The sequence below is a fragment of the Streptomyces tuirus genome (genome assembly GCF_014701095.1).
In the GTDB taxonomy this organism is placed as follows: Bacteria; Actinomycetota; Actinomycetes; order Streptomycetales; family Streptomycetaceae; genus Streptomyces; species Streptomyces tuirus.
In genome coordinates this window covers 3282287-3306943 of sequence record NZ_AP023439.1, presented here as the reverse complement: position 1 = coordinate 3306943, position 24657 = coordinate 3282287, and the positions used below count along the sequence as shown (strand labels likewise).

The following is a 24657-nucleotide window of genomic DNA, read 5'->3' as shown; positions in this document are numbered from 1 at the left end:
CATGATCACTTCAGTACTTGTCGCGAACCGGGGCGAGATCGCCTGCCGTGTCGTCCGCACCTGCCGTGCGGCGGGAATCCGGACGGTCGCCGTGCACTCGGACGCCGACGCGAACGCCCTGCACGCGCGCGTGGCCGACACCGCCGTACGGCTGCCGGGATCGGCGCCCGCCGACACCTATCTGCGCGGCGACCTGATCGTGAAGGCCGCCCTCGCCGCCGGCGCGGACGCCGTACACCCCGGCTACGGCTTCCTCTCCGAGAACGCCGGGTTCGCGCGGGCCGTCCGGGACGCCGGCCTGGTGTGGATCGGGCCGCCCCCGGAGGCGATCGAGGCGATGGCGTCCAAGACGCGCGCCAAGGAGCTGCTGGGCATCGAGCCCCTGCGGGAGGTCACCGAGGCCGATCTGCCGGTGCTGGTGAAGGCGGCGGGGGGCGGCGGCGGCCGCGGCATGCGCGTCGTACGGCACCTCGCCGACCTGGACGCCGAGTTGGCCGCCGCCCGGGCCGAGGCCGTGAGCGCCTTCGGCGACGGCGAGGTGTTCGTCGAGCCGTACGTGGAGGGCGGCCGGCACGTCGAGGTGCAGGTGCTCGCCGACACGCACGGCACCGTGTGGGCGCTCGGCACCCGCGACTGCTCCCTCCAGCGCCGTCACCAGAAGGTGATCGAGGAGGCCCCGGCGCCCGGACTGCCCGCCGCCCTCGACGAGGAGGTCCGCGCCCTCGCCGTACGCGCCGCCCGGGCCGTGGACTACGTGGGCGCCGGCACAGTCGAGTTCCTCGTCGCCGACGGCAGGGCGCACTTCCTGGAGATGAACACCCGCCTCCAGGTGGAACACCCCGTGACGGAGGCGGTGTTCGGAGTCGATCTCGTCGCCGAGCAGATCCGCGTCGCGGAGGGTCACGCCCTCGCGGACGAACCCCCACGCGCGCGGGGCCACGCCGTCGAGGCCCGCCTCTACGCCGAGGACCCGGCCAAGGGCTGGGCACCGCAGACCGGCCGACTGCACCGCCTCGCGGTCCCCGACGCCGTGCGCCTGGACACCGGTTACGCGGACGGCGACGACATCGGCGTCCACTACGACCCCATGCTCGCCAAGGTCGTCGCCCACGCCCCCACCCGCGCCGAGGCGATCCGCAAGCTGGCCGCCGCCCTCGACCGCGCGGTGATCCACGGCCCCGTCACCAACCGCGACCTCCTGGTCCGCTCCCTGCGTCACCCCGAGTTCACCGCGGCCCGCATGGACACCGGCTTCTACGACCGCCACCTGCCGGACCTCACCGAGCCGGTCCCCGACCCGCTCGCGCCCCTGGCCGCCGCCCTCGCCGACGCCCACGGCCGCTCCCGCTTCGGCGGCTGGCGCAACGTTCCCTCCCAGCCGCAGACCAAGCGGTACCTGATGGCGGGCGAGGAGCACGAGGCCCGCTACCGGCACGGCAGGGAAGGCCTGGAGGCGGACGGGGTGCGGGTGGTGCACGCCGACGCGCGGCGCGTGATCCTCGACGTGGACGGGATGCGGCGGACGTACGAGGTGGCCCGCCACGGCGACCAGGTCTACGTCAACACCACGACCCTGACCGCCCTGCCCCGCTTCCCCGACCCCACCCCCCAGCACGCCCCCGGCTCCCTCCTGGCCCCCATGCCGGGCACGGTGGTCCGAGTGGTGGACGGCCTAGCCGTAGGGACGGCCGTGAAGGAGGGAGACCCCCTCCTCTGGCTGGAGGCGATGAAGATGCAGCACAAGATCATCGCCCCGGTGACGGGAACGCTGACCGAGCTGTGCGTTGTACCAGGCCAACAGGTCGAGCCGGGCGCGCTCTTGGCAGTGGTGAAGCAAGCCCCGTAAGGGGCGCGGGGCTGTCTTGATATGCGGCTCCGCCGCGTGAGCGCGACAAGCCACATCCGGCCCGCACCCGAAAGGACGACCATGGAAACCGAAGACCACAAGGCCCTACGAGAAGCCGTATCCGCACTCGGCAAACGCCACGGCCGGGAAACCGACCCCCTCCAACTCTGGTCCGACGCAGCCAAGCTCGGCTACATCGGCGTCAACCTGCCGGAGGCATACGGCGGTGGAGGCGGCGGCATCACCGAACTCTCCCTCGTCCTCGAAGAACTCGGCGCCGCGGGCAGCCCCCTGCTGATGATGATCGTCTCCCCGGCCATCTGCGGCACGGTGATAGCGCGCTTCGGCACGGAACAACAGAAACAACAGTGGCTCCCCGCCCTCGCCGACGGCTCCCGCCTCATGGCCTTCGGCATCACCGAACCAGACGCCGGTTCCAACAGCCACCGCATCACCACCACGGCCCGCCGCGACCAGGACTCCGGCGACTGGCTCCTCACCGGCCGCAAGGTCTTCGTCTCCGGCGTGGACATCGCCGACGCGACCCTCATCGTCGGCCGTACCGAGGACGCCCGCACCGGCCGCCTCAAGCCCTGCCTGTTCATCGTCCCGCGCGACACCCCGGGTTTCACCCGCCGCCCCATCGACATGGAACTGAACGCCGCGGAGAAGCAGTTCGAGCTGGTCCTGGACGACGTACGGCTGCCCGCCGACGCCCTGGTCGGCGACGAGGACGCGGGACTCCTCCAGCTCTTCGCCGGCCTCAACCCCGAACGCATCATGACCGCCGCCTTCGCGATCGGCATGGGCCGCCACGCGCTCGCCAAGGCCGTCGAGTACGCCCGCGACCGCACGGTCTGGAACACCCCCATCGGCGCCCACCAGGCCATCGCCCACCCCCTGGCCCAGGCGCACATCGACCTCGAACTCGCCCGACTGATGATGCAGAAGGCCGCCGCCCTCTACGACGCGGGCGACGACATCGGCGCCGGAGAGGCCGCCAACATGGCGAAGTACGCGGCCGGGGAAGCCTGTGTGAAGGCCGTCGACCAGGCCGTGCACACCCTCGGCGGCAACGGCCTCACCCGCGAGTACGGCCTGGCCCGGCTCATAACGGCCGCGCGCGTGGCTCGTATTGCCCCGGTGAGCCGGGAGATGATTCTCAACTACGTCTCCCACCAGACCCTGGGCCTGCCCAAGTCGTACTGAGACGGCCCGCGCCGCGAGGAGGAACCGCCCATGTTCCGCAGCGAGTACGCAGACGTCCCGCCCGTCGACCTGCCCATCCACGACGCGGTGCTGGCCCGGGCCGCCGAGTTCGGCGACACCCCCGCCCTGATCGACGGCACCGACGGCACCACCCTCTCGTACGAGCAGGTGGACCGGTTCCACCGGCGCGTCGCCGCCGCGCTCGCCGAGGCCGGTGTCCGCAAGGGCGACGTCCTCGCCCTGCACAGCCCCAACACCATCGCCTTCCCGACCGCCTTCTACGCCGCGACGCGCGCGGGTGCCACCGTCACCACCGTGCACCCGCTCGCCACGGCCGACGAGTTCGCCAAGCAACTGCGGGACTCCGGAGCCCGCTGGATCGTCTCCGTGTCACCGCTGCTGGACGTCGCCCGCCGGGCCGCCGAACTCGCGGGCGGCATACGCGAGATATTCGTGTGCGACAGCGCGAGCGGACACCGCTCCCTGATCGACATGCTGGCCTCCGCCGCGCCCGAGCCGCGGATCGCCATCGACCCGGCCGAGGACGTCGCGGCACTGCCGTACTCCTCCGGGACCACCGGCATCCCCAAGGGCGTGATGCTCACGCACCGGCAGATCGCCACCAACCTCGCCCAGCTCCACCCGGCGGTCCCCGCCGGCCCGGGAGAGCGCGTCCTGGCGGTCCTCCCCTTCTTCCACATCTACGGCCTCACGGCCCTGATGAACGCGCCTCTGCGGCAGGGCGCCACCGTCGTCGTCCTGCCCCGCTTCGATCTGGAGCAGTTCCTCGCGGCCATCCAGAACCACCGCATCACGGCCCTGTACGTGGCCCCGCCGATCGTCCTGGCCCTCGCCAAGCACCCGGCCGTCGCCCAGTACGACCTGTCGTCCCTGCGGTACATCATCAGCGCCGCCGCACCCCTGGACGCCCGCCTCGCCGCCGCCTGCTCCAAGCGCCTCGGCCTGCCGCCCGTCGGCCAGGCCTACGGCATGACCGAACTCTCGCCCGGCACCCACGTCGTCCCCCTGGACGCCATGAACGACGCCCCGCCCGGCACCGTCGGCAAGCTCATCGCGGGCACCGAGATGCGCATCGTCTCCCTCGACGACCCCGGCAAGGACCTCCCCGCCGGCGCATCCGGCGAGATCCTCATCCGCGGCCCCCAGATCATGAAGGGCTACCTCGGCCGCCCCGACGCCACCACCGCCATGATCGACCCCGACGGCTGGCTGCACACCGGCGACGTGGGCCATGTGGACGGCGAAGGCTGGCTGTTCGTCGTCGACCGCGTCAAGGAACTCATCAAGTACAAGGGCTTCCAGGTGGCCCCCGCCGAGCTGGAGGCCCTGCTCCTGACCCACCCGGGCATCGCCGACGCCGCCGTCATCGGCCGGTACGACGCCGACGGCAACGAGGTCCCGCACGCCTACGTCGTCCGCCAGCCGTCCGCCGGGGAGCTCACCGAGGCGGAGATCATGATGTACGTCGCCGAGCGCGTGGCCCCCTACAAGCGGATCCGCCGCGTCACCTTCATCGTCGGCGTCCCCCGCGCGGCCTCCGGCAAGATCCTCCGCCGACAGCTCAGGGAGAGCGCATGACGCTGATCGCCCGTACCCGCACGCGTGCCGTGGAGACCCTGTCCCTCGACGCGCCGCACAACCGCAACGCCCTGTCGGCGGCCCTCGTCGGCGAACTGGCCGGCGCGCTCACCGACGCCGGGAAGGACCCCGGCGTCCGCGCGATCGTCCTGACCCACACCGGCAACACGTTCAGCGCGGGCGCCGACCTCAAGGACCCGCCGCCGCCCGAGGCGCTGGTCGCCGTGCTGCGGCAGATCATCGAGCTGCCCAAGCCGGTCGTCGCCCGGGTCACCGGCCACGTCCGCGCGGGCGGCCTCGGCCTCCTGGCCGCCTGCGACATCGCGGCCGCAGCCACGGACGCCACCTTCGCCTTCACGGAGGTCCGCATCGGCGTCGCCCCCGCGGTCATCTCCCTCCCCCTCCTGCCCCGCACGAACCCGCGCGCCCTGGCCCGCCACTGCCTCACCGGCGAGCGCTTCGACGCGGCGCAAGCGCAGGCGACAGGCCTGGTCACCACCTGTGCGGACGACGTCGACACGGCCCTGGAGCCCATCCTGGACGGTCTGCGCAAGTCCGCCCCCGACGCCCTGGCCGAGACGAAACGGCTGCTCACGGCTAGGGTGCTGGAAGCCTTCGACCGGGACGCCGCCGACCTGACCGCGCTCTCGGCCCGGCTGTTCTCCTCCCCGCAGGCCCGCGAGGGGATGACGGCCTTCCTCGAACGACGGGATCCGGCATGGGTGGTGTGAGCACGGTCGACCGTGCGGAGAGAGTCCCCAAGCAGGACCGCAGCCGGGCCACCCGGCAGCGGCTCCTCGAGGCCGCCGTGTCCTGCCTCGCCGAACACGGCTGGGCGGGGTCCACCGTCTCCGTGGTCGCCGAACGCGCCGGAGTCTCCCGCGGCGCCGCCCAGCACCACTTCCCGACCCGCGAGGACCTCTTCACGGCGGCCGTCGAGTACGTCGCCGAGGAACGCTCCACCGCCCTGCGCGACCTGTTCCCCGACGGCGCGGCCGGGGACCGCCACGCCGTCGTCGCCGCCCTGGTCGACCTCTACACCGGTCCGCTGTTCCGTGCCGCCCTCCACCTCTGGGTCGCCGCCTCCAACGAGGAGCAGCTCCGGCCCCGCGTCACCGAACTGGAATCCCGCGTCGGCCGCGAGACCCACCGCATCGCGGTCGAGCTCCTCTCCGCCGACGAATCCCTCCCCGGCGTCCGCGAAACGGTCCAGGGCCTCCTCGACATGGCCCGCGGCCTGGGCCTCGCCAACCTCCTCACGGACGACGCGGCCCGCCGGGAACGGGTGGTCGCGCAGTGGGCGGGGCTGCTGGAGGAGTCGCTGGGCTGAGGAAGCAGCTGTCAGCGCGGACGCGGGATGCGCATACCGCAGTATGCTCGGAGCATGGCGGACACGACACGCATCACGGTGACACTGCCGGCCGACCAGGTCGCCGAACTCAGGAAGCTCACCGACAACGTCTCCGGCTATGTCGCCGAGGCGGTGGCACGCCAGCTGCGGCATCAGCTGCTCGGCGCCGACCTGATGCGTCACCAGGAGGAGTACGGGGCCTTCACCGAGGAGGAACTGGCCGAGGCCCGCTCCAGGATCTTCGGCACGACGGATGCCGGCGGATCGGCGAGTGCTGCCTGATGGAGCACGTCGAGACGGTGGTCCTGGATTCTCAGGGGCTCTCCGCCTGGATCGCCCAGGACCGCAAGATCCTGGCCATGTTCCAGGTACTGCACGCCACGGGCGCCGATTTCGTCATCGGCGCCAACACCATCGTGGAAGTCAGCCATGCGCGGGTGAACATGCCTCGACTGCAGTGGGCGCTCTCGCGGGTCAAGGTCGAGCCGGTGACCGAGGCCGCCGCGAAAGCATCCGCGGAACTGCTGAAGGCCGCCGGGCTGCACGGCCACAAGTACGCGATCGACGCGACCGTCGCCGAGGTGGCACTGCGCCAGCCGGGCCCGGTGGCCGTGCTGACGTCCGATGTCGACGACATGGCGCGGCTGTGCGGCGACCGCGTCCGGCTCATCGGCATGTGAGCCTCACGGGCTGAGCCGCTCCACCCGCCAGCTGCCGTCCGGTCGCTCCACGTACCGCAACCGGTCGTGCAGCCGGTTCTCGCGGCCCTGCCAGAACTCCACCGTCTGCGGGGCCACCCGGAAGCCGCCCCAGTGCGGCGGCACCGGCACCTGCTCGCCCTCCGGGTAGCGGGCCGCCAGCTCGGCGTACGCCGCGTCGATGTCGGCGCGGGTGGAGATCACCGAGGACTGGGCGCTGGCCCACGCCCCCAGTTGTGAGCCGTGCGGCCGGGTGCGGAAGTAGGCGGCCGTCTCGTCCCGGCCCGTGCGCCGGGCGACGCCCGACACGATGACCTGCCGGGCCATCGGGTGCCAGGGGAACAGCAGCGAGACGTACGGGTTCTCCGCCAGGTCACGGGCCTTGCGGGAGTCGTAGTTCGTGTAGAAGACGAAGCCCTGCTCGTCGAAGTGCTTCAGCAGCACCGTACGGGCGCTCGTCCGCCCCTCGGCGTCGGCCGTCGAGACGATCATGGCGTTCGGTTCGAACAGCCCGCCGTCCGTCGCGGCCTGCTTGAACCAGCGCGCGAACTGCTCGACGGGCGAGGCGGCCAGCTCGGTCTCGGAGAGCCCCTCGGCCCGGTAGTGCTTGCGCATCGAGGCCAGATCGATAGGGACGTCGTCGCGGTCGGTCACCCGGTCATCTTGCCGTACGGACGGTGTCCTTCGTCACTGCGTGGCACTCAGTGCCGTGGACCCTCCCCAAATGTGGCACTCGAGGATATCGTTTCGGTGCCGTATCGGTTGGGTGACCGCCGACCGTTCGGGGCATCACAGGGGGAGACCGGCCAGGACCGCGAGTCGCGCAGACGACCGCGGATCCCCCGGACGGCCGCCCGCTTCGCAAGCTGACTGACACATGGTTCGTTCGCCCCACCCCACATCACACCATCTGTCACTTACATCACGAGGAGCCGCCTGATGTCCGACTTCGTACCCGGGCTCGAGGGAGTCGTCGCGTTCGAGACGGAGATCGCCGAACCGGACAAGGAGGGCGGCGCACTCAGGTACCGGGGCGTCGACATCGAGGACCTGGTCGGCCACGTCTCGTTCGGCAACGTCTGGGGCCTGCTCGTCGACGGCGCCTTCAATCCCGGGCTGCCGCCCGCCGAGCCGTTCCCCATCCCCGTGCACTCCGGCGACATCCGCGTGGACGTCCAGTCCGCCCTGGCCATGCTCGCGCCCGTCTGGGGCCTCAAACCCCTCCTCGACATCGACGCCGAGCAGGCCCGTGCGGACCTGGCCCGGGCGGCCGTCATGGCGCTCTCCTACGTCGCCCAGTCCGCCCGTGGCCAGGGCCTGCCCATGGTTCCGCAGCGGGAGATCGACAAGGCGCAGTCCGTCGTCGAGCGGTTCATGATCCGCTGGCGCGGCGAGCCGGACCCCAAGCACGTGGCGGCGGTGGACGCGTACTGGACGAGCGCCGCGGAGCACGGCATGAACGCGTCCACGTTCACGGCGAGGGTCATCGCCTCCACCGGCGCGGACGTGGCGGCGGCGCTCTCCGGCGCGGTCGGCGCGATGTCGGGCCCGCTGCACGGCGGCGCCCCCTCGCGCGTCCTCGGCATGATCGAGGAGATCGAGCGCACAGGCGACGCGGAGGCCTACGTCAGGAACGCGCTCGACAAGGGCGAGCGCCTCATGGGCTTCGGGCACCGCGTCTACCGCGCCGAGGACCCGAGGGCGAGGGTCCTGCGCCGCACGGCCCGCGAGCTGGGCGCCCCCCGCTTCGAGGTCGCCGAGGCCCTGGAGAAGGCCGCCCTCGCGGAACTCCACGCCCGCCGCCCCGACCGCGTCCTCGCCACGAACGTCGAGTTCTGGGCGGCCATCGTCCTGGACTTCGCCGAGGTCCCGGCCCACATGTTCACGTCCATGTTCACCTGCGCCCGCACCGCCGGCTGGTCCGCCCACATCCTGGAGCAGAAGCGCACGGGCCGCCTGGTCCGCCCCTCGGCCCGCTACGTAGGCCCGGGCACCCGCAACCCCCGCGAGATCGAGGGCTACGAGGACATCGCCCACTGACCCAACGGCCCCGGAACGGCTCCACCCGACCCGGGGTGGGGCCGTTTGCACGTCTCACCCCGCGAGCCGGTCCAGCTCCTCGCCGATGGCCTCCCGCAGCCGGTCGTGCCGGGGCCCGAGCGCGTACCGCTCCTCGCTCCACCGCTGTCGCGGATAGAGCCACACGGGCCGCCGCACCAGCTCTTCGGGCTCCCAGTCGTAGCGTGGCCACACATGCGCGTGCAGGAACCCGTCGGCGTTCCCGAGGATCTCCAGATTGACCCTGCGGAACCCCGGCTCCATCCGCCCGCAGGCCCGCTCGACGGCTTCCCCCAGCCGGTCCATGTCGGCCAGGAACGCCAGCCGCCCGCTGCGCGGCAGTTCGGACAACCGCTGCACCGCGGGATCATCGGTCAGCAGCACCGAGTAGCCGGGCAGGAACTGCACATCCCCGATCACCGCGAACCCCGAGCCCAGCCGCCGCATCACGGCCGGGTTCTCACCCCGCAGGGCGCTCCCGATCCGGTCCTCACGCCACGCACCCACCGTCATCGCCCCCGGGAAGCCGCAGAAAAACGCAGACGACCCGCGAGTCTGGTTCCTCCTGGGGAGGAGCCGGCCGGACGTGCCGGCGACTCGCGGGTCGGGTGACTGCTGGAGATTGGGCCGGCTGCGCGTTCGCTCACGCGCTGGTCCGGCACCGCACTGTGTGTGGTGACGGGCCGCTAGCCCGCAGCCACCTCACGCGTCCGGTTCTCATACATCTGCCGAACCACCTCCTCTCTCGTGTACCTGGAGCCTAAGAAGCCGTTCGGCTTCGGATCAACCGGTTTTTATCGACGGACGTCGGCGATCGGCCGACGATCTGTCCGGCCGGGCGGGCTCCGTGGCGTTGACGTGGGGATTGCCGCCGTACAACGATTCCTTCAATGTTGTGGGAACCCGGTGTGCGCTGGGTCACGTTCCAGTTGAATGATTGCAAGGAGCGAACCGACGTGCCCGACGTGCGGACGCAGCCTGCAGGGGGTCCAGGTGAGTGCTTCCCGGCGTAGTGGGACCACCGACGAGCTGGGGCCGGACGAGCCCGAGCGGGAGAACTCGGATGGTTCGGATCTGCTTGCCGCGTTGCTGGACGGGATGGACGCGGCGCTGTGCGCGTTCGACGCCGACGGGGTCGTGACGCACTGGAACCGCGAGGCCGAGCGGATCCTCGGATGGAGCGCGGACGAGGCCGTGGGGCGGCGCGGCCTGGCCGGGTGGGCCCTGCGCGCCGCGGACGCCGAGGAGGTCGAGGGGCGGCTGCTGTCCGTCATGCACGCGCCCGGGCGGCAGGTGCACGAGTTCGCCCTGCTGACCAAGGACGGCGGACGGGTGCTCGTGCGGACGCAGTCGGCGGCGGTGCGCGGGCCCGACGGAAAACCGGCCGGGGTGTACTGCGCGTTCAGCGAGGTGCACGCGCAGATCGATCTGGAGCGTTCGATCGCGCTGAGCGAGGCGCTGTTCGAGGACGCCAGCTGGGGTGTCGTGCTGGTCGACGTGGATCTGCGTCCGGCCGTGGTGAACGCGCACGCGGCCCGGGCGCTGGGCACGGGCCGTACGTCGGTGCTCGGGCGGCCGCTCGGCGAGCTCCTGTCGCAGGGCGTGGAGGAACTGGAGAGCGCGCTGCAGCATGTGCTGGCGGAGGGCGCGCCGCCCGCGCCCGCCGAGGTGTGGGTGACCGTGCGCGCGTCGGAGGGCGAGAAGCGCCGGTGCTGGCGCAGCGGCTTCCTGCGGCTGGCCTCGCCGCTCGCGGAAGAACCGGTTCCGCTGGGTGTGGGCTGGCTGTTCCAGGACGTGACGGAGGCCAAGCAGGCCGAGCAGGAGGCGTCCCTGCTGCGCTTCCGTATGCAGCAGCTGCACCGGGCGTCGCGGGCCGCGGCCGAGTGCGAGGACCCGGCGGAGGCGGCGACGACCCACCTGGACTTCGCCCTGGCCGGTTTCGCGGACCACGCGGTGATCGACCGGGTCGTCGGCGGCGCGCTCACCGACACACAGGCCGAGGGGCCCGTCCGGCTGGTCCGGGTGGCCGCCACTCCGTCCGGCGCACCGGGCCCGAGCAAGCTGGCCGACCTGGCGGGCCTGCCCGTCCGCTACGCCGAGGGGCACCCGGCCCTGCAGTGCGTGGAGCGCCTGGGGGCCCTGCGCGCGAGCGCGGGCGCGGCCCCGCCCGAGGCGGCCCGTGAGTGGGCCCTGGCCCGCCAGTGGCCGCCGGACGCGGTGCACGCCCTGTGCGCGGTGCTGCGCAGCCGGGGCCGGACCCTGGGTGTCGTGACGTTCCTGCGGGGCGCGGGCCGCAGCGCCTTCGAGCGGTCCGACGCGATGTACGCGGAGGACGTGGCGGTACGGATCGCGGCGTCACTGGATCTCGCGGGGATGCCGGACGAGGCGTAAGGGGCCGGGCCCGCCCGCCGTACTCCTCGCCGGGCTGCGGCAGCCCGGGCCGTCGCGGGCCCCGCCCCGGCCCGCTCAGTGCCGGTAGAAGATCCGGTCGCGGTACCGCTCCATCACCCGGGTGTTCCAGTCGTGGCCGCCGTCGACGTTCCCGGAGCGCAGCAGGGGCGGTTCGATGCCGCGGTCGGCGAGGGTGGTGGCCGTCGTCGCCATGACGGCCTGGAGGACGGCCGAGGTGACGACCGTGGAGGCCGGGGCGAACGGGGCCGGGATGTCGACGTGGGTGAGTTCCGCGTCGCCGACCGCGATCTTCGAGTCGAGGACGAGGTCGCAGTGGTCCTTCAGATACGTGCCGGAGGCGTGCCGGGACTTCGTCTGCGAGGCGTAGGCCACCGAGGTCACGCCGATCACCTTCACGCCCAGGGCGCGGGCGTTCATGGCCATCTCCACGGGCAGGGCGTTGCGCCCCGACAGGGAGATGATCAGCAGGGCGTCGCCCTCGCGGAGCGGGGAGCTGTCGAGGACGGCGCTCGCAAGGCCGTCGACGCGCTCCAGGGCGGAGCCGAGCGGTGCCGGCATGACGTCGACGCCGACCACACCCGGCACGACGAGGAGGTTCATCAGCGCGAGACCGCCGGCGCGGTAGACCAGGTCCTGCGCGGCGAGGGAGGAGTGCCCGGCGCCGAAGGCGAAGAGCCGGCCCCCGTCGGCGACGGTGTCGGCGAGGAGCGTCCCGGCCGCGGCGATGCTGTCGGCCTCCTCGTCGCGGAGCCGCTCCAGCAGGCCGATCGCGGCGTCGAGGAACTGTCCGGCCGGCACGCGGTCGCTCATACGGGGTCCCTTCGGGCTGGCCTGGGCGGCTTGTGTCGCGCATCACGGTGCGGTCTGGACCAGTGCGGTGTCAATACGCGTGGGTGCCGCGCGCCGAGCCCGGGGAAGTCGCCCTGGGGGAAGTCCGGGGAAGTCGCCGAAAGGGAAGTCCGTACCCTTGCGCCGGGCCGGGTAATCCCCGGCTTTCCCTCCCGAGGCCCGGTTGTCGGTGGTATCCGGCAGAATTGGGTGCAGGGCCAGCGCACACGCCGGTGAGCCGTCCAGCCTCCGGCAGATCTCATTCGAGGGGCACGTATGTCCGGACTGATCGACACCACGGAGATGTATCTCCGCACCATCCTCGAGCTGGAGGAAGAGGGTGTGGTCCCCATGCGCGCCCGTATCGCCGAGCGGTTGGACCAGAGCGGGCCGACCGTCAGCCAGACCGTGGCGCGGATGGAGCGTGACGGCCTGGTGTCCGTCGCCAGCGACCGGCATCTGGAGCTGACCGACGAGGGCCGCCGGCTGGCCACGCGCGTGATGCGCAAGCACCGCCTCGCCGAGTGCCTGCTCGTCGACGTGATCGGTCTGGAGTGGGAGCAGGTCCACGCGGAGGCGTGCCGCTGGGAGCACGTGATGAGCGAGGCCGTGGAGCGCCGCGTCCTGGAGCTCCTGCGGCACCCGACGGAGTCGCCGTACGGCAACCCCATCCCGGGTCTCGAGGAGCTCGGCGAGAAGGACGGCGCCGACCCGTTCCTGGACGAGGGCATGGTCTCGCTGGCCAGCCTCGACCCGGGCGCCGAGGGCAAGACGGTCGTGGTGCGCCGGATCGGCGAGCCGATCCAGACGGACGCGCAGCTGATGTACACGCTGCGGCGGGCGGGCGTGCAGCCCGGCTCGGTGGTGAGCGTGACCGAGTCAGCGGGCGGGGTGCTGGTCGGCAGCGGTGGCGAGGCGGCCGAGCTGGAGTCGGACGTCGCCTCCCACGTGTTCGTCGCCAAGCCCTGAACCGGTCGGCCACCGCGCCAGGACTGGCGTCAACTCCCTTGGTGTAGGCGGTATTTGTGGCGCCGGTGGGCTCTTGGCGCGATCCGGACCGGATCCGGGATCCAGTCCGCCGAATGGCAGCGCCCGCACGCTTCCCGTGCGACGCTGTCGCGTGAGGCATATGACCTGAGGGGCTCTGGGCCGCGGCTCGACAGCGATGTCGCCCGGCCGGGGAGGGGGCGGGAGGATGTGCCGCGGAGATGCGGAGGGCCCCGGCGCCGTGCGGCGCCGGGGCCTGTCCTCCCCTGTGCTGACCCGGAGCCCCGAGCTCTCAGGGTCATTCCCCGCGGACCGGTTTCCCCGAGCGGTCCGCCCCCCGCTGAAGATCTCCCCTCGGCAGCGGCGATCAATCCCCGGGGGTGGTCACCCGAACGAGGGGTGTTGCCCGCGGAAGCCCGATTCTCGAATGCGCTTTCGATAGTCTGCGGGCGGCGCACGGCACACTTGCACCGACGGATACGGCAACGAGCACGGCAGAAGGCACAGCAGGCAGAACACGGTTCACAGGACCGGACGGCTCGAGGGAGCCGTGGTCCGCGCGAAGCTTGGGGGTGCCAGGACATGGCGCGACGCATCGACGTGACCGGGACGGGCGGCGTACGCCTGGCGGCCTGGGAGTTCGGCGACCCGCCCAAGACCGATCCGGCGCAGGACGGCCAGGGGGCGCACGCCGGGCACACCGCACCGGAGGGCTCCCCGGGCGTGCTGTTACTGCACGGCCTCATGGGCCGCGCCTCGCACTGGGCGTCCACCGCCCGCTGGCTCTCCGGGCGCTACCGGGCGGTCGCCCTCGACCAGCGCGGGCACGGCCGCAGCGACAAACCCCCGCGGGGCTCCTTCACACGTGACGCCTACGTCGACGACGCCGAGGCCGCCCTGGAGCAGCTGGGCCTCGCCCCGGTCGTCCTCATCGGCCACGCCATGGGCGCGCTGACCGCGTGGCAGCTCGCCGCCAGGCGTCCCGACCTGGTGCGCGGGCTGATCATCTGCGACATGCGGGCGTCCGCGCTCGGCGCCGCCTCCCAGCGCGAGTGGGGCCAGTGGTTCGAGTCCTGGCCGCTGCCCTTCGCCACCCTCGCCGACGTCCGCAAGTGGTTCGGCGAGGACGATCCCTGGGTGGAGCGGCCCAATCCGGCCCGCGGCGAGTTCTACGCCGAGGTGATGGCCGAGTCCCCGGACGGCTGGCGCCCGGTCTTCGAACCGGAGCAGATGCTCCGCTCCCGCGAGACCTGGGTCTACGACGCGCACTGGGAGGAGCTGGCCCAGGTCCGCTGCCCCGCCCTGGTCCTGCGCGGCCTGGACGGCGAGCTCGGCCGCGCCGAGGCCCAGGAGATGGTCCGGGTCCTGCCCCGCGGCCAGTACGCGGAGGTCGCCGACGCCGGCCACCTGGTGCACTACGACCAGCCGGAGGCCTGGCGCGCCGCCATCGAACCCTTCCTGGACTCGCTGGCCGACAGCTGACACCGGCTCCCAGGTCCGGGTCAGCCCCTGCCCACCGCCTCCGGTCTCCGCGGGCCGGTTCGGGCCTTGTCAGGCCGTGCTGATCGTCTCCGGTCGCCGCAGGCCGGCTCAGCCCTCGCTGACCACCTCCGGGTCGCCGCAGGCCGGCTCAGCCCTCGCTGACCGCCTCCGGCTCCCGGCCCCCGGCTCCCGGCCCCCGGAGTCCGGAAGCCGGTGTCACCCCTTGCTGACCGCCGCCAGGATCTCCGGCAGCCGCCGGGCCGTCGGCGGTGCGGCCAGTTTCAGCCCCGCCGCCGTGAGCGCCGCCCCGTAGGCCGTGCCCGCCGGCAGCAGCAGCCACGTCCAGTCGTCGCCCTCCGCGCTCACGTTCAGCCAGATCGTGAGCGCGATGACGGGCGCGCAGAGCAGGGCGGCCGCCATCATCCCGCCGAAGATGGAGATCCAGGCGAGCCCGGTCTGCCCGGGGGCGACGTTCTTGTAGCCCTCCTGCGGGATGGAGTAGGGGAAGCGGGCGGACGTCCACGCCCCGGTCGCGAGCATCGCGCCGAGCAGCGCGAAGGACAGCCCCAGCGCCTCGGGCAGCCGCCGCCAGTCGCCCAGCATGGCCGTCGTCAGGACCGTCACGAGCGTGGCGTACGGCAGGGTGATCAGCAGCAGGGCGTACGCCCGCGCGCGCAGTTCGACGTAGGCGTCACGGGCCGAGGAGATCGTCGTCGCGACCATCCAGAACGCCGAGGTGTCCTGCCCGAACTGGTTGTACATCTGGATGCCGAGCATCCCGGCGGCGAAGCACGCGAAGTACACCGAACCGGTGCCCTGCCAGGCGTTGAACACCGGCACGATCAGCCCGATGGCCAGCGACGTCACCCACGCGGCCTTGGTCTTCGGGTCGCGCCAGATGTACCGCAGGCTGCGGTCCATGACCGTGCCCGTACGGCCGGCCGGCAGCAGCCGCGCGAGCCCGGTCGACGAGCGCTCCTTCGCGGCCGACTCGGCGCTCGGCAGGGTGGAGCCGTCGGGCGAGGTCATCAGCCGGGTCAGATGCCGCGACCAGAGCGCGAGCAGTGCCGCCAGCGCACCCGCGCTCAGCGCCAGTTGCGCGACGGCGACGCCGTAGGAGCCCTCGCTCACCGCGTGCACGGCCCCGATCGCCGACGCGGGCGGCACCCACTGGAGCACCTCGGCCGCCGGGTCGAGCTCGCCCAGCCCGGACGCCCCGAGCCGCTGCGCGCCGAAGTTGACGATCTGCGCCCCGATGGCGATGACGAGCCCGCTGAGCACCGCGAGGTCCCGCCCCTTGCGGCTGGTCAGCAGCCGTACGTTGGCGGCGGCGACGGTCCGCGCGAGGGCCACGCACACCAGCAGCGCGAGGACGACGGCGACGACAGCGACGGCGAACGCCGCCCCGCCCCGTGCCACCGCGGCCACGGACCCGACCAGCAGGCACAGCGTGAACAGCGGCCCGATGCCCACCAGCGAGGCCGTGAGCAGCGCCCGCACCAGCGGCCGGGGCCGCAGCGGCAGCATCACCAGCCGCGTCGGGTCGAGGGTCTCGTCACCGCTGGGGAAGAACAGCGGCATCACCGCCCAGCCGAGCCCCAGCACCGCCACCGCCGGCACGACCACCGACTCGGCGTGCGCGTGCCCGCGCAGCGCGATCAGGCCGATCAGCTGGAGCGCGGCGACCAGCAGGGCGAAGACGGCCGAGGTGATGTAGGCGGCCTTCCGCCCGCCGGACTGCCGCAGCCCGTTGCGCAGCAGCGACAGCTTCAGCCGTACGAAGACCGGGGTGATCGCGGGGGCGCTCACCGCGCCCCGCCGCCCAGCCAGTCCAGGTCCGACCCGGCGTCCCGGCTCTGCGCGCCGACGAGTTCGAGGAACGCCCGCTGCAGCGACGGCGCGTCCCCGCGCACCTCGGCGAGCGTGCCGGTGGCGCGGATCCGCCCGGCGGCCATGACGGCGACCCAGTCGCACAGCGACTCGACGAGCTCCATGACGTGGGAAGAGAACACGACCGTGGCGCCGGAGGCCGTGTACCGCTCCAGGACGCCCCGGATGGTCTGCGCGGAGACGGGGTCGACGCCCTCGAACGGCTCGTCCAGGAACAGCACTTCGGGATTGTGGAGGAGAGCGGCGGCGAGCCCGATCTTCTTGCGCATGCCCGTCGAGTAGTCGACGACCAGCTTGTGCTGGGCGCCGGCCAGGTCGAGGACGTCGAGGAGCTGGGTGGCCCGCTTGTCGACCTCGGCACCGGGCAGCCCGCGCAACCGCCCCGTGTACGCCAGCAGTTCCCGACCCGACAGCCGCTCGAACAGCCGCAGCCCCTCCGGCAGCACCCCGATCCGGGCCTTCACCTCGACGGGGTCCCGCCACACGTCGTGCCCGACCACCTCGACGGTCCCGTGGTCGGGCCGGAGCAGCCCGGTCACCATCGACAAGGTGGTGGTCTTCCCGGCCCCGTTCGGTCCGACGAGCCCGATGAACCTGCCCGCGGGCAACTCGAGATCGACCCCGGCAACAGCGACCTGCTGCCCGAACCGCTTCCAGAGCCCTTCCACACGCACAGCGCTGGATCCCACCGCGCCTCCCTCCGTCACCGTGCACCCTACGGTTTCGGTGATGCCCCAGGGGCGCGGGGAACTGCGCGATCAACCACGGACGACCCGCAGCCGCCGGACAACGGCAACCACGCGGACGATCAGGCGCTACCGATCCCGCCCACACGCATAGGCCAACGGCGAGATCAACTCCTCCGCATCCGGCAACCACCGATTCGCAGGCGTCGGCCGGCAGGCCCACTGCACAGCCCCACGGGACCCGAACCGCGTAGGCGGCGCAGCCACGTACGCCCCCTCACCCAGCACCGTCAGATCCAGCGACGACACCGCCCACCCCAGCTTCCGCACCAGGTCGGGCACCTTTACCGCGGCCCCCGGCAGCACGAAGAACTCCATCCGCCGATCCGGCGTGAGCGTCACCGGCCCGAGCGTCAGCTCCATCCGCTCCATCCGCGCCAGCGCCAGGAACCCCGCCGTTTCCGGCACGGAGATCGCGTCGAACGTCCGCCCCGTCGGCAGCAGGATCGACGCGGTCGGCTGCTTCTGCCACATCCGCCGCGCGACCGTCGCACTGCCCGTCGCCTGCGTCGCCCAGTCCGGACGCGCCGGGTGCGACCCCGGCGCCGGACACGCCGCGTCACCGCAGGAGCAGCGCTGACTCCCGTCGACGGCTTCCAGCCAGGTGCCGGGGAACACGTCCCAGTGACGCTCCTCGGCGTAGCGAACAGCGGTCTCCAGCAGCGATTCCCCGCGCTGCTTCGGGATCTGAGCGGCTTCGGTGCCGGCGATCGTCTCTTCCACGATGAACACAACTCTGGTCGTCACCAGGGGTTACGCCCGCCCGCGTGCGCGGGGGAGAGCATCGCCCCTGTTCCCGGGGCGCATGGGTGCATGTGCGGGGGCGCGCAGGAGGAACCGTGGCCGGAGCTGGGTAGCCACGAGTGGGGCCGGCACCAGCCGTTACCCCGGCATTCCTCACATGCCTCGCATTTTCACCTGGTGGGCGGGGCATTGATCTTCACGGCCGGATCTTTTCGCTGGGACGTGAGGGGCTCGGCCGCGGAAGACACGTCAACTCGGTGCGTGGGCAGGCACCGCAGCCACAGGGGGTACGCCATGGCCGCAAGGCCGCTCGTCGCCCGGCAGCCGAACGAACGGCTCCAGGCGCTCATCCAGGAAGCCGGATGCTCCAACGCCGGCCTGGCCCGCCGGGTCAACATGTGCGGTGCCGAGCACAGTCTCGACCTGCGCTACGACAAGACCTCGGTGGCGCGGTGGCTGCGCGGACAGCAGCCACGGGGCCGGGCGCCGGCGATCATCGCCGAGGCCCTGGGCCGCAAACTCGGCCGTACGGTCACGATCGACGAGATCGGCATGGCCAACGGCAAGAACCTCGCCTCTGGCGTGGGCCTGCAGTTCTCGCCGACCGTGCTGGGGGCCATCGAGCAGGTCTGCGAGCTGTGGCGCAGCGACGTGGGGCGGCGGGACTTCCTGTCCGGCTCCTCCGTCGCCGCGTCCGCACTGGTCGAGCCCAGCCGCGACTGGCTGATCTCCTCGCCCGACTCGCAGGTCTCGCGCTCGGCGGGGCCGCGGGTGGGGCAGTCCGACGTGCAGGCGGTCCAGGCCATGACGCAGGCGCTGGTGGAGCTCGACCACCAGTACGGCAGCGGGCATGTGCGGCCGGTCGTCGTGCACTACCTCAACAGTGTGGTCTCGGGGCTGCTGGCGGGCTCCTACCGGGAGGCGGTCGGGCGGGACCTGTTCGCCGCGGTGGCCCGGCTGACCGAGCTCGCCGGGTACATGGCCGTCGACACGGGGCAACCCGGCCTGGCCCAGCGCTACTACATCCAGGCGCTGCGCCTGGCGCAGGCCGCCGGGGACCGCGGCTACGGCGGGTACGTCCTCGCCGCGTCCATGAGCCATCTCGCCGCGCAGCTCGGAAACCCGCGGGAGATCGCGCAGTTGGCGCGGGCGGCGCAGGAAGGGGCGCGGGGGCGCGTGTCGCCGCGGGCGGAGTCGATGTTCCTGGCGGCGGAGGCGCGCGGGCACGCCCTCATGGGCGACGTGCGCGCCGCCCAGTCCTCGGCGGGGCGCGCGGTGAGCGCCCTGGAGGCGGCCGACCCGGCCGCCGGGGACGACCCGGTGTGGATCGCGCACTTCGACGAGGCCTATCTGGCCGACGAGTTGGCGCACTGCCACCGCGATCTCGGGCAGGCCGAGGCGGCGGCCCGGTGTGCGCAGGAGTCGCTGGCCGGGCACCCCGAGACGCGGGCGCGCCGCCGGGCCATCGGATATGTGCTCTTGGCCACGGCGCAGGTGCAGCAGCGCGACATCGAAGAGGCGTGCGCCACAGGCATGAAGGCGGTGGAACTGCTGGAGGGACTGCGCTCCAACCGGGGCGCCGAGTACCTGGAGGACTTCCAGCAGCGGCTGGAGCCGTACCGGGACGAGGCGGTGGTAAGGGAGTTCGGGGCGCGGCTCGACCTGCAGGCGGCGGCGTGAACACGGGGTCCGCGGATGCGTGAACGTGCGGGAAACAACGGCTCGGTGCGCAGGAGGTGACATGAACAGCGCGCCGTGAGCCGGTGGTGTTACCGCGCTCACAGGGCATGAGGTCGCGCCCTGTGCTGCGTGGCACGGGGCTCTGGGGACCCGGTAGCGTGACCCGACGATTCACAAGGTCCCCCATTAGTAGGAGTCCCGGTGACGCAGAGTGGACAGGGCGAGGAGCCCTCGGCGCGCCCCGCGCGCGAAGGCATCGTGCTGCCCTCCGACGGTGGCGAACCCCTGCTGCCGGGCATGACGGGCGGACCCGCCGACGCCCCCGGCCGCCGGCCCGCCCCGCCGGCGACGGCCGGGCCGCAGGCCTCGGCCCCCGCGGAGGGCCAGACCTGGGGCCAGCCGTGGGGCCCCGACCGGCAGCAGGCCCCGCCCGCGCCGGGCCAGACCTGGCAGGCCCAGCCCGAGCAGTGGAGCACTCCGGAGCAGCCCGCGTGGGACGCGCAGGGAGCGCTCCCCCCGGACGGCACCCCGTCCCCGGGCCCCTACGCCGGCACACCCGCGACCCCCGACCCGTACGGCACGGGCCGGCCGCCCGCGGGCGGCGCCGGGTACGACCCGTACGGCACCCCCGGTGCGGCCCCGCTGCCTCCGGAGGGCTCCGGCCAGGCACAGGCAGGCTCCGGGTACGGATATCCGCAGGGGCCGGCCGCCGGTGCCTACGGCGCCGCGGCCGGCAGCGCCCAGCCGCAGCCGGGCTCCGGCGCGCCCGGGGCCGGTGAGGCCGGCGGGCAGCCGTCGCAGGGCGGCTCCGGGTACGGGTATCCGCACGGGGCCGGTCTGCCGCCCGCCGCCGGTGCGTACGGCGCAGCCGGTGGGGGCGCCCCGCAGCAGCCGGGTGCCGACGCCTACGGGGGCGGCCTGCCGCCGGCTTCCGATGCGTACGGCGGTGCACTGTCGCAGGCCCCGGGCGGCTACGGGCCCGCAGGGGGTGCCCCCCTGCCCCCCGCCGCCGACGAGGGCGCGACCCAGTACATACCGCCCGTCACGGGTGACGGGGCCGCCGCGGCCACGCAGTATCTGCCGCCCGTCGCGCCGTCCGCCGACGAGGGCGCGACCCAGTACATACCCCCGGTGGCCCCGGGGGCCCTGCCGCCCGAGATGCCCGCCGGGGAGGATCCCGAAGCGACGCGGTTCCTCGGGACCGGGCCCCGCACCGGGGCCGGACCGCTGCCGCCCGCCGCGCACCCGGACGCCGAGGCGACGCAGTACATACCGCCGGTGCCCGGCGGCGACAAGCAGCCGCCCGCCGAGTTCGACAACCTCTTCCGCAGCGACCAGGGCGCACAGAGCCCGGCCGGGGCCACCCAGCAGATGCCCCGCATCGAGCAGCCCCCCGCCTCGTACGGCGCTCCCCAGCCCTCCCACGCCCCGCCCGGCGGCGGCCGGTCGCGCGGCGGCCGTACCGGCTCGCGCGTGCCCGTCATCGCCGCCGTCGGCATCGGCATCGCCGTCCTCGGCGTCGGCGCGGGCGCGCTGCTCGCGGGCGGCGGGGGCGGCGGTGACGACGACAGCGGCGACAAGAAGACCGTGGCCGCCTCCGCACCCGCGACGGACGGTTCCCCCTCCCCGTCCGCCGACCCGGCCCGGGCCCAGGCGGTCGAGCTGGACAAGCTGCTCGCCGACAGCGGCGACAGCCGCAGCACCGTGATCAACGCGGTCGCCGACGTCAAGGGCTGCGACAACCTCCCGGGCGCCGCCAAGGACCTGCGCGACGCGGCCAAGCAGCGCAACCAGCTGGTCACCCGGCTCTCCGGCATCAAGGTCGACCTGCTGCCCGACCACGCCGCGCTGACCACCGCCCTCACCAAGGCCTGGCAGGCCTCTGCCTCGGCCGACAACCACTACGCGGCGTGGGCGGACCAGACCGCCGGCAAGAAGGGCTGCAAGAAGGGCCAGGCGCGCGCCACCAACCAGACCCAGGCCGGCAACCGGGCCAGCGGCGTCGCCAGCACCGAGAAGGCCAAGGCGGCCGGGCTGTGGAACGGGATCGCGAAGAAGTACGGCCTGACCGAGCGCCAGCCGACCCAGCTGTGACGCGGGGCGTGGACTACTGACCCGCGGGGCCGCTCAGTAGTTCACGTCGGCGTCCTGCAGCGTCTTCGTCGTGTCGACGAAGCCCTTGCGCGCCGACACCAGCCGCCCGTCCCGCACCACCTGGAGGGTCACGTTCGCATTGACCAGGCGCGGGAAGCCCACGGAGGCGAGCTTGTCCTGGAACCGCCAGCGCAGTGTCGGCGTGAGCCCGCCCGTGCCGACCTCCAGGCCGTCGTCGAGGGCCTCCGTCACCGTGTCGGCGCTCACCCCGCCGTCCCCGAGCGACTCGACGATCTGCCGGAACACCGTGTAGGCGATCCACGTGGTCTGCACTCCGGCGTCCGCGGGGTCGATGCGGTTGTCGCCGAAGGCCTGCTCCCGGATCACCCGCTTCATGCCGTTCCAGCGCGGGTCGCTCGCCACCGGGTACCAGCCGGTGATGTACGAGCCCTCGTAGGGCCCCGACGCGCCGCCGGTCGCGTCGATCACCGTCTGGTCGACGCTGCCCAGCACGGTGGCCGTCCGCACCTCGGGGTAGTCCTCGCGGGCTCGCCGGAAGGAGTCCATGAAGGTGCTGTTGCGGTCCCCCAGCGCGGGCACCACGCACCCGTCCTCCGCCGCGCCGCGGGTCGTCGTGCGCAGCGCCCGCCCGGCCTGGCCGTCGTACTCGGTGGCGTCCTCCGCCGCCCGCTGGTCGGTCGAGGGGCGGTGGCCGCCGGCCTTCAGACCGGAGTCGAGCAGCGGGGGCAGCTGGTCGCCCGCGAGGGTGTCGGGCCGGATCAGCGCGACGGGCCCGCAGTCGGCGAGGGCGCTGCCGAGACCGGCGAGCAGCGTGGGCTGGCCGCCGTTGACGGGGTAGGACAGGGGGCTGGTGAACTCGGCGTTGGTGATGCCGTAGCCGCCGATGTAGGGGATGCCGGCCCCCTCCAGCGACGGGAAGAAGGAGTCCGCGTACTGGCTGTAGGATCCGACGACCGCGACCGCGTTCTCCTTGGCGGCCCGCCGGGCGCACTTGGCGGCGTCCACGCTGTCGTTGTGGTCGTTGCAGGTCAGCACGTTGAGCTTGCGGCCGTTGATCCCGCCCGCGGCGTTGATCCAGCGGGCGTAGGCCTCGGCGAAGGCGGGCATGCCGGGCTTGTTGGTGGCCTTGGTGTCCTGCGGGGCCCAGGTCATGACGGTGATGGTGTCGTCCCCGACATCCCCCGCGGTGCCGGGGACGACCCCGCAGCCGGCGAGGAGGGACGCGCATGCGACCGCCGTGCCCGCGGAGAGGACGCCGTGTCTGGCGTGACGGGTGAGGAGGCCGGGGAGGAATGTGCTGCGGGTGCGTCGCCTGCCGGTCATGGGTCTGCACGATTCCGCCACAGGGCTAACCGGTGTGTGATCTCGGGTCAACGCTTGGTGACGCACAGGTGAATTACGGGGGCTGGTGTAACCGATGTGGAGGGGAACGTACGATCGATGACCGTGCAAGCTTCGGAGAACTCTTCCCGTCGTGGCCGTCGCTCATCCACCATGGGCGGCATGCCTGTCAACGACATGCCGTGGTGGCGCTGGCGCAGCAATGTGCGCTCGGCGCTGCACATGCTCTCCGATCCCGGATTCCAGCGGGACGTCTGGCTGGCCGGTGCGGACGGTTTCGGCGACGTGACCGACGCCGTGTACCGGCTGGTCGAGGACACCTGGCTGGACCACTGGTCCGCCGAGAAGTACGTCGGCACGATCTTCCGCGACGCGCAGGAGGCCGCCCTGGTCGACAGTGCGGTGCTGCGGGTGCTGCGGATCATGCACCAGGTCGGGCCGGACGCGCCGGTCGCCGCCTACCTCGAGCACGAGGCGTGGCCGGAGGCGGTCCAGGCGGCCCGGGACGCGCACGTGCAGCTCGCGACGAGTGACGGCGAGGAGCCGGACGCGGCGCCGCGCAGCCTGGAAGTGCTGCGGATCATGACGAGGTCCGCCTAGCGGTTTGCGCGGTGCGGTCCGCCCTGCGGGACGATTGCCGGGGGTGTCGTCCCTTGTGGGAACCTGTCCTGCATGAACGAGCAGTCCTCCAGCGCCGCGGTCCCGGCCGATCAGTACGTCCTCACCCTTTCCTGCCCGGACAGGAAGGGCATCGTGCACGCCGTGTCGAGCTATCTGTTCATGACCGGGTGCAACATCGAGGACAGCCAGCAGTTCGGCGACCACGACACGGGACTGTTCTTCATGCGGGTCCACTTCTCCGCGGACGCCCCGGTGACCGTGGAGAAGCTGCGGGCCAGCTTCGCGGCGATCGGTGACTCGTTCCAGATGGACTGGCAGATCAACCGGGCCGACCAGAAGATGCGCATCCTGCTCATGGTCAGCAAGTTCGGGCACTGCCTGAACGACCTGCTGTTCCGGGCGCGGACCGGGGCGCTGCCGGTGGAGATCGCCGGAGTGGTGTCGAACCATACGGACTTCGCCGAGCTGGTGAAGTCGTACAACATTCCCTTCCACCACATTCCGGTCACGAAGGACACCAAGTCCGAGGCCGAGGGGCGGCTGCTCGACATCGTGCGCGAGGAGGGCGTCGAACTGGTCGTGCTCGCCCGGTACATGCAGGTGCTGTCGGACGACCTCTGCAAGGCGCTCTCCGGGCGGATCATCAATATCCACCATTCGTTCCTGCCGAGCTTCAAGGGTGCGAAGCCGTACCACCAGGCGCACGCCCGGGGTGTGAAGCTGATCGGTGCGACCGCTCACTACGTGACGGCTGATCTTGACGAGGGGCCGATCATCGAGCAGGAGGTCGAGCGGGTCGGGCACGATGTGACGCCGGAGGGGCTTGTTGCGATCGGGCGGGACGTGGAGTGCCAGGCGCTGGCGCGGGCGGTCAAGTGGCATGCCGAGCGGCGGATTCTGCTCAATGGGCGGCGGACTGTGATTTTCGCCTGAGAGTTCGGTTCGTCCCGTTTGGTGGCGGGTGCGGCTGTGTGGGGGTTGTTCGCGCCCACGCGGCGGAGCCGCATATCAGACAGAGCCCCGCGCCCCTGAGGGCGCGTCCCCGAGGTC

22 protein-coding genes are annotated in these 24657 nt (G+C 72.6%); 15 read left to right on the top strand and 7 right to left on the bottom strand.

The genetic code is table 11. From position 1 onward, the window contains the following. The first annotated feature begins 1 nt into the window (after position 1). From IGS69_RS15055 to IGS69_RS15025, 7 genes are all read left to right on the top strand, one after another. Complete coding sequence (locus IGS69_RS15055; RefSeq protein WP_190900067.1) at positions 2 to 1846, top strand: acetyl/propionyl/methylcrotonyl-CoA carboxylase subunit alpha; 1845 nt, start codon at positions 2 to 4, stop codon at positions 1844 to 1846. A gap of 81 nt (positions 1847 to 1927) precedes the next feature. Continuing rightward, on the top strand, positions 1928 to 3055 hold the full coding sequence (locus IGS69_RS15050; RefSeq protein WP_190900065.1) for an acyl-CoA dehydrogenase family protein: 1128 nt from the start codon (positions 1928 to 1930) through the stop codon (positions 3053 to 3055). A gap of 30 nt (positions 3056 to 3085) precedes the next feature. Continuing rightward, on the top strand, positions 3086 to 4654 hold the full coding sequence (locus IGS69_RS15045) for a 4-coumarate--CoA ligase family protein (protein WP_190900063.1): 1569 nt from the start codon (positions 3086 to 3088) through the stop codon (positions 4652 to 4654). Then, complete coding sequence (locus IGS69_RS15040; RefSeq protein ID WP_190900061.1) at positions 4651 to 5385, top strand: enoyl-CoA hydratase family protein; 735 nt, start codon at positions 4651 to 4653, stop codon at positions 5383 to 5385. Before IGS69_RS15045 ends, IGS69_RS15040 begins: the two co-directional genes overlap by 4 nt. After that, complete coding sequence (locus IGS69_RS15035) at positions 5373 to 5984, top strand: TetR/AcrR family transcriptional regulator (protein ID WP_190900059.1); 612 nt, start codon at positions 5373 to 5375, stop codon at positions 5982 to 5984. Before IGS69_RS15040 ends, IGS69_RS15035 begins: the two co-directional genes overlap by 13 nt. A 54-nt stretch (positions 5985 to 6038) precedes the next feature. Beyond that, complete coding sequence (locus IGS69_RS15030) at positions 6039 to 6287, top strand: type II toxin-antitoxin system CcdA family antitoxin (protein WP_190900057.1); 249 nt, start codon at positions 6039 to 6041, stop codon at positions 6285 to 6287. After that, positions 6284 to 6685, top strand: a complete 402-nt coding sequence (locus tag IGS69_RS15025; RefSeq protein ID WP_190904506.1) for a DNA-binding protein — start codon at positions 6284 to 6286, stop codon at positions 6683 to 6685. The genes IGS69_RS15030 and IGS69_RS15025 overlap by 4 nt, the downstream gene beginning before the upstream one ends. A gap of 3 nt (positions 6686 to 6688) precedes the next feature. On the opposite strand, the gene pdxH is transcribed toward IGS69_RS15025, so the two are convergent. Further along, positions 6689 to 7357: a pyridoxamine 5'-phosphate oxidase gene (gene pdxH / locus IGS69_RS15020; protein ID WP_190900055.1), complete on the bottom strand. Its 669-nt coding sequence runs from the start codon at positions 7355 to 7357 to the stop codon at positions 6689 to 6691. A 285-nt stretch (positions 7358 to 7642) separates the two neighbouring features. On the opposite strand from pdxH, the gene IGS69_RS15015 reads away from it, so the two are divergent. Further along, positions 7643 to 8743, top strand: coding sequence for a citrate synthase 2 (locus IGS69_RS15015; protein WP_184910130.1), 1101 nt, complete (start codon positions 7643 to 7645; stop codon positions 8741 to 8743). Between the two features lie 54 nt (positions 8744 to 8797). Here IGS69_RS15015 and IGS69_RS15010 read toward each other — a convergent pair whose 3' ends face one another. Next, a complete protein-coding gene (locus IGS69_RS15010) occupies positions 8798 to 9274 on the bottom strand; it encodes a diadenosine tetraphosphate hydrolase (RefSeq protein WP_190900053.1) in 477 nt (158 codons plus the stop codon). Between the two features lie 420 nt (positions 9275 to 9694). Between IGS69_RS15010 and IGS69_RS15005 the strand changes: the two genes are divergently transcribed. Beyond that, positions 9695 to 11152 carry a PAS domain-containing protein gene (locus tag IGS69_RS15005; RefSeq protein WP_190900051.1) on the top strand — a complete coding sequence of 486 codons (1458 nt, stop codon included), beginning with the start codon at positions 9695 to 9697 and terminating at the stop codon, positions 11150 to 11152. A 75-nt stretch (positions 11153 to 11227) separates the two neighbouring features. Here IGS69_RS15005 and IGS69_RS15000 read toward each other — a convergent pair whose 3' ends face one another. Further along, complete coding sequence (locus IGS69_RS15000) at positions 11228 to 11983, bottom strand: SIS domain-containing protein (protein WP_190900050.1); 756 nt, start codon at positions 11981 to 11983, stop codon at positions 11228 to 11230. Between the two features lie 294 nt (positions 11984 to 12277). Here IGS69_RS15000 and IGS69_RS14995 point away from each other — a divergent pair, with 294 nt between their 5' ends. Together IGS69_RS14995 and IGS69_RS14990 are read left to right on the top strand one after the other, a co-directional pair. Beyond that, entirely contained in the window at positions 12278 to 12970 is a 693-nt protein-coding gene (locus IGS69_RS14995; RefSeq protein ID WP_010035781.1) for a metal-dependent transcriptional regulator, read from the top strand. A gap of 600 nt (positions 12971 to 13570) precedes the next feature. Next, entirely contained in the window at positions 13571 to 14470 is a 900-nt protein-coding gene (locus IGS69_RS14990) for an alpha/beta fold hydrolase (protein ID WP_190900048.1), read from the top strand. A gap of 216 nt (positions 14471 to 14686) precedes the next feature. Here the strand turns inward: IGS69_RS14990 and IGS69_RS14985 are convergent, their stop codons facing one another. From IGS69_RS14985 to IGS69_RS14975, 3 genes are all read right to left on the bottom strand, one after another. Next, positions 14687 to 16279: a transporter gene (locus IGS69_RS14985; RefSeq protein ID WP_190900045.1), complete on the bottom strand. Its 1593-nt coding sequence runs from the start codon at positions 16277 to 16279 to the stop codon at positions 14687 to 14689. Continuing rightward, positions 16276 to 17067 carry an ABC transporter ATP-binding protein gene (locus IGS69_RS14980; protein WP_190900044.1) on the bottom strand — a complete coding sequence of 264 codons (792 nt, stop codon included), beginning with the start codon at positions 17065 to 17067 and terminating at the stop codon, positions 16276 to 16278. Before IGS69_RS14980 ends, IGS69_RS14985 begins: the two co-directional genes overlap by 4 nt. Positions 17068 to 17175: 108 nt before the next feature. After that, complete coding sequence (locus IGS69_RS14975; RefSeq protein WP_190900041.1) at positions 17176 to 17838, bottom strand: bifunctional DNA primase/polymerase; 663 nt, start codon at positions 17836 to 17838, stop codon at positions 17176 to 17178. A gap of 306 nt (positions 17839 to 18144) precedes the next feature. On the opposite strand from IGS69_RS14975, the gene IGS69_RS14970 reads away from it, so the two are divergent. After that, positions 18145 to 19530 (top strand): transcriptional regulator, encoded by a 1386-nt coding sequence (locus IGS69_RS14970; protein ID WP_190900039.1) that lies wholly within the window; start codon positions 18145 to 18147, stop codon positions 19528 to 19530. Positions 19531 to 19731: 201 nt separating this feature from the next. Next, positions 19732 to 21624, top strand: a complete 1893-nt coding sequence (locus IGS69_RS14965) for a hypothetical protein (RefSeq protein ID WP_190900034.1) — start codon at positions 19732 to 19734, stop codon at positions 21622 to 21624. Positions 21625 to 21657: 33 nt separating this feature from the next. Here IGS69_RS14965 and IGS69_RS14960 read toward each other — a convergent pair whose 3' ends face one another. Further along, positions 21658 to 22968 (bottom strand): ABC transporter substrate-binding protein, encoded by a 1311-nt coding sequence (locus IGS69_RS14960; protein WP_190900031.1) that lies wholly within the window; start codon positions 22966 to 22968, stop codon positions 21658 to 21660. 117 nt (positions 22969 to 23085) lie between these two features. Between IGS69_RS14960 and IGS69_RS14955 the strand changes: the two genes are divergently transcribed. Together IGS69_RS14955 and purU are read left to right on the top strand one after the other, a co-directional pair. After that, on the top strand, positions 23086 to 23586 hold the full coding sequence (locus IGS69_RS14955) for an SCO4402 family protein (RefSeq protein ID WP_097217291.1): 501 nt from the start codon (positions 23086 to 23088) through the stop codon (positions 23584 to 23586). Between the two features lie 72 nt (positions 23587 to 23658). Next, positions 23659 to 24540, top strand: a complete 882-nt coding sequence (purU, locus tag IGS69_RS14950) for a formyltetrahydrofolate deformylase (RefSeq protein WP_190900030.1) — start codon at positions 23659 to 23661, stop codon at positions 24538 to 24540. Positions 24541 to 24657: the final 117 nt, after the last annotated feature.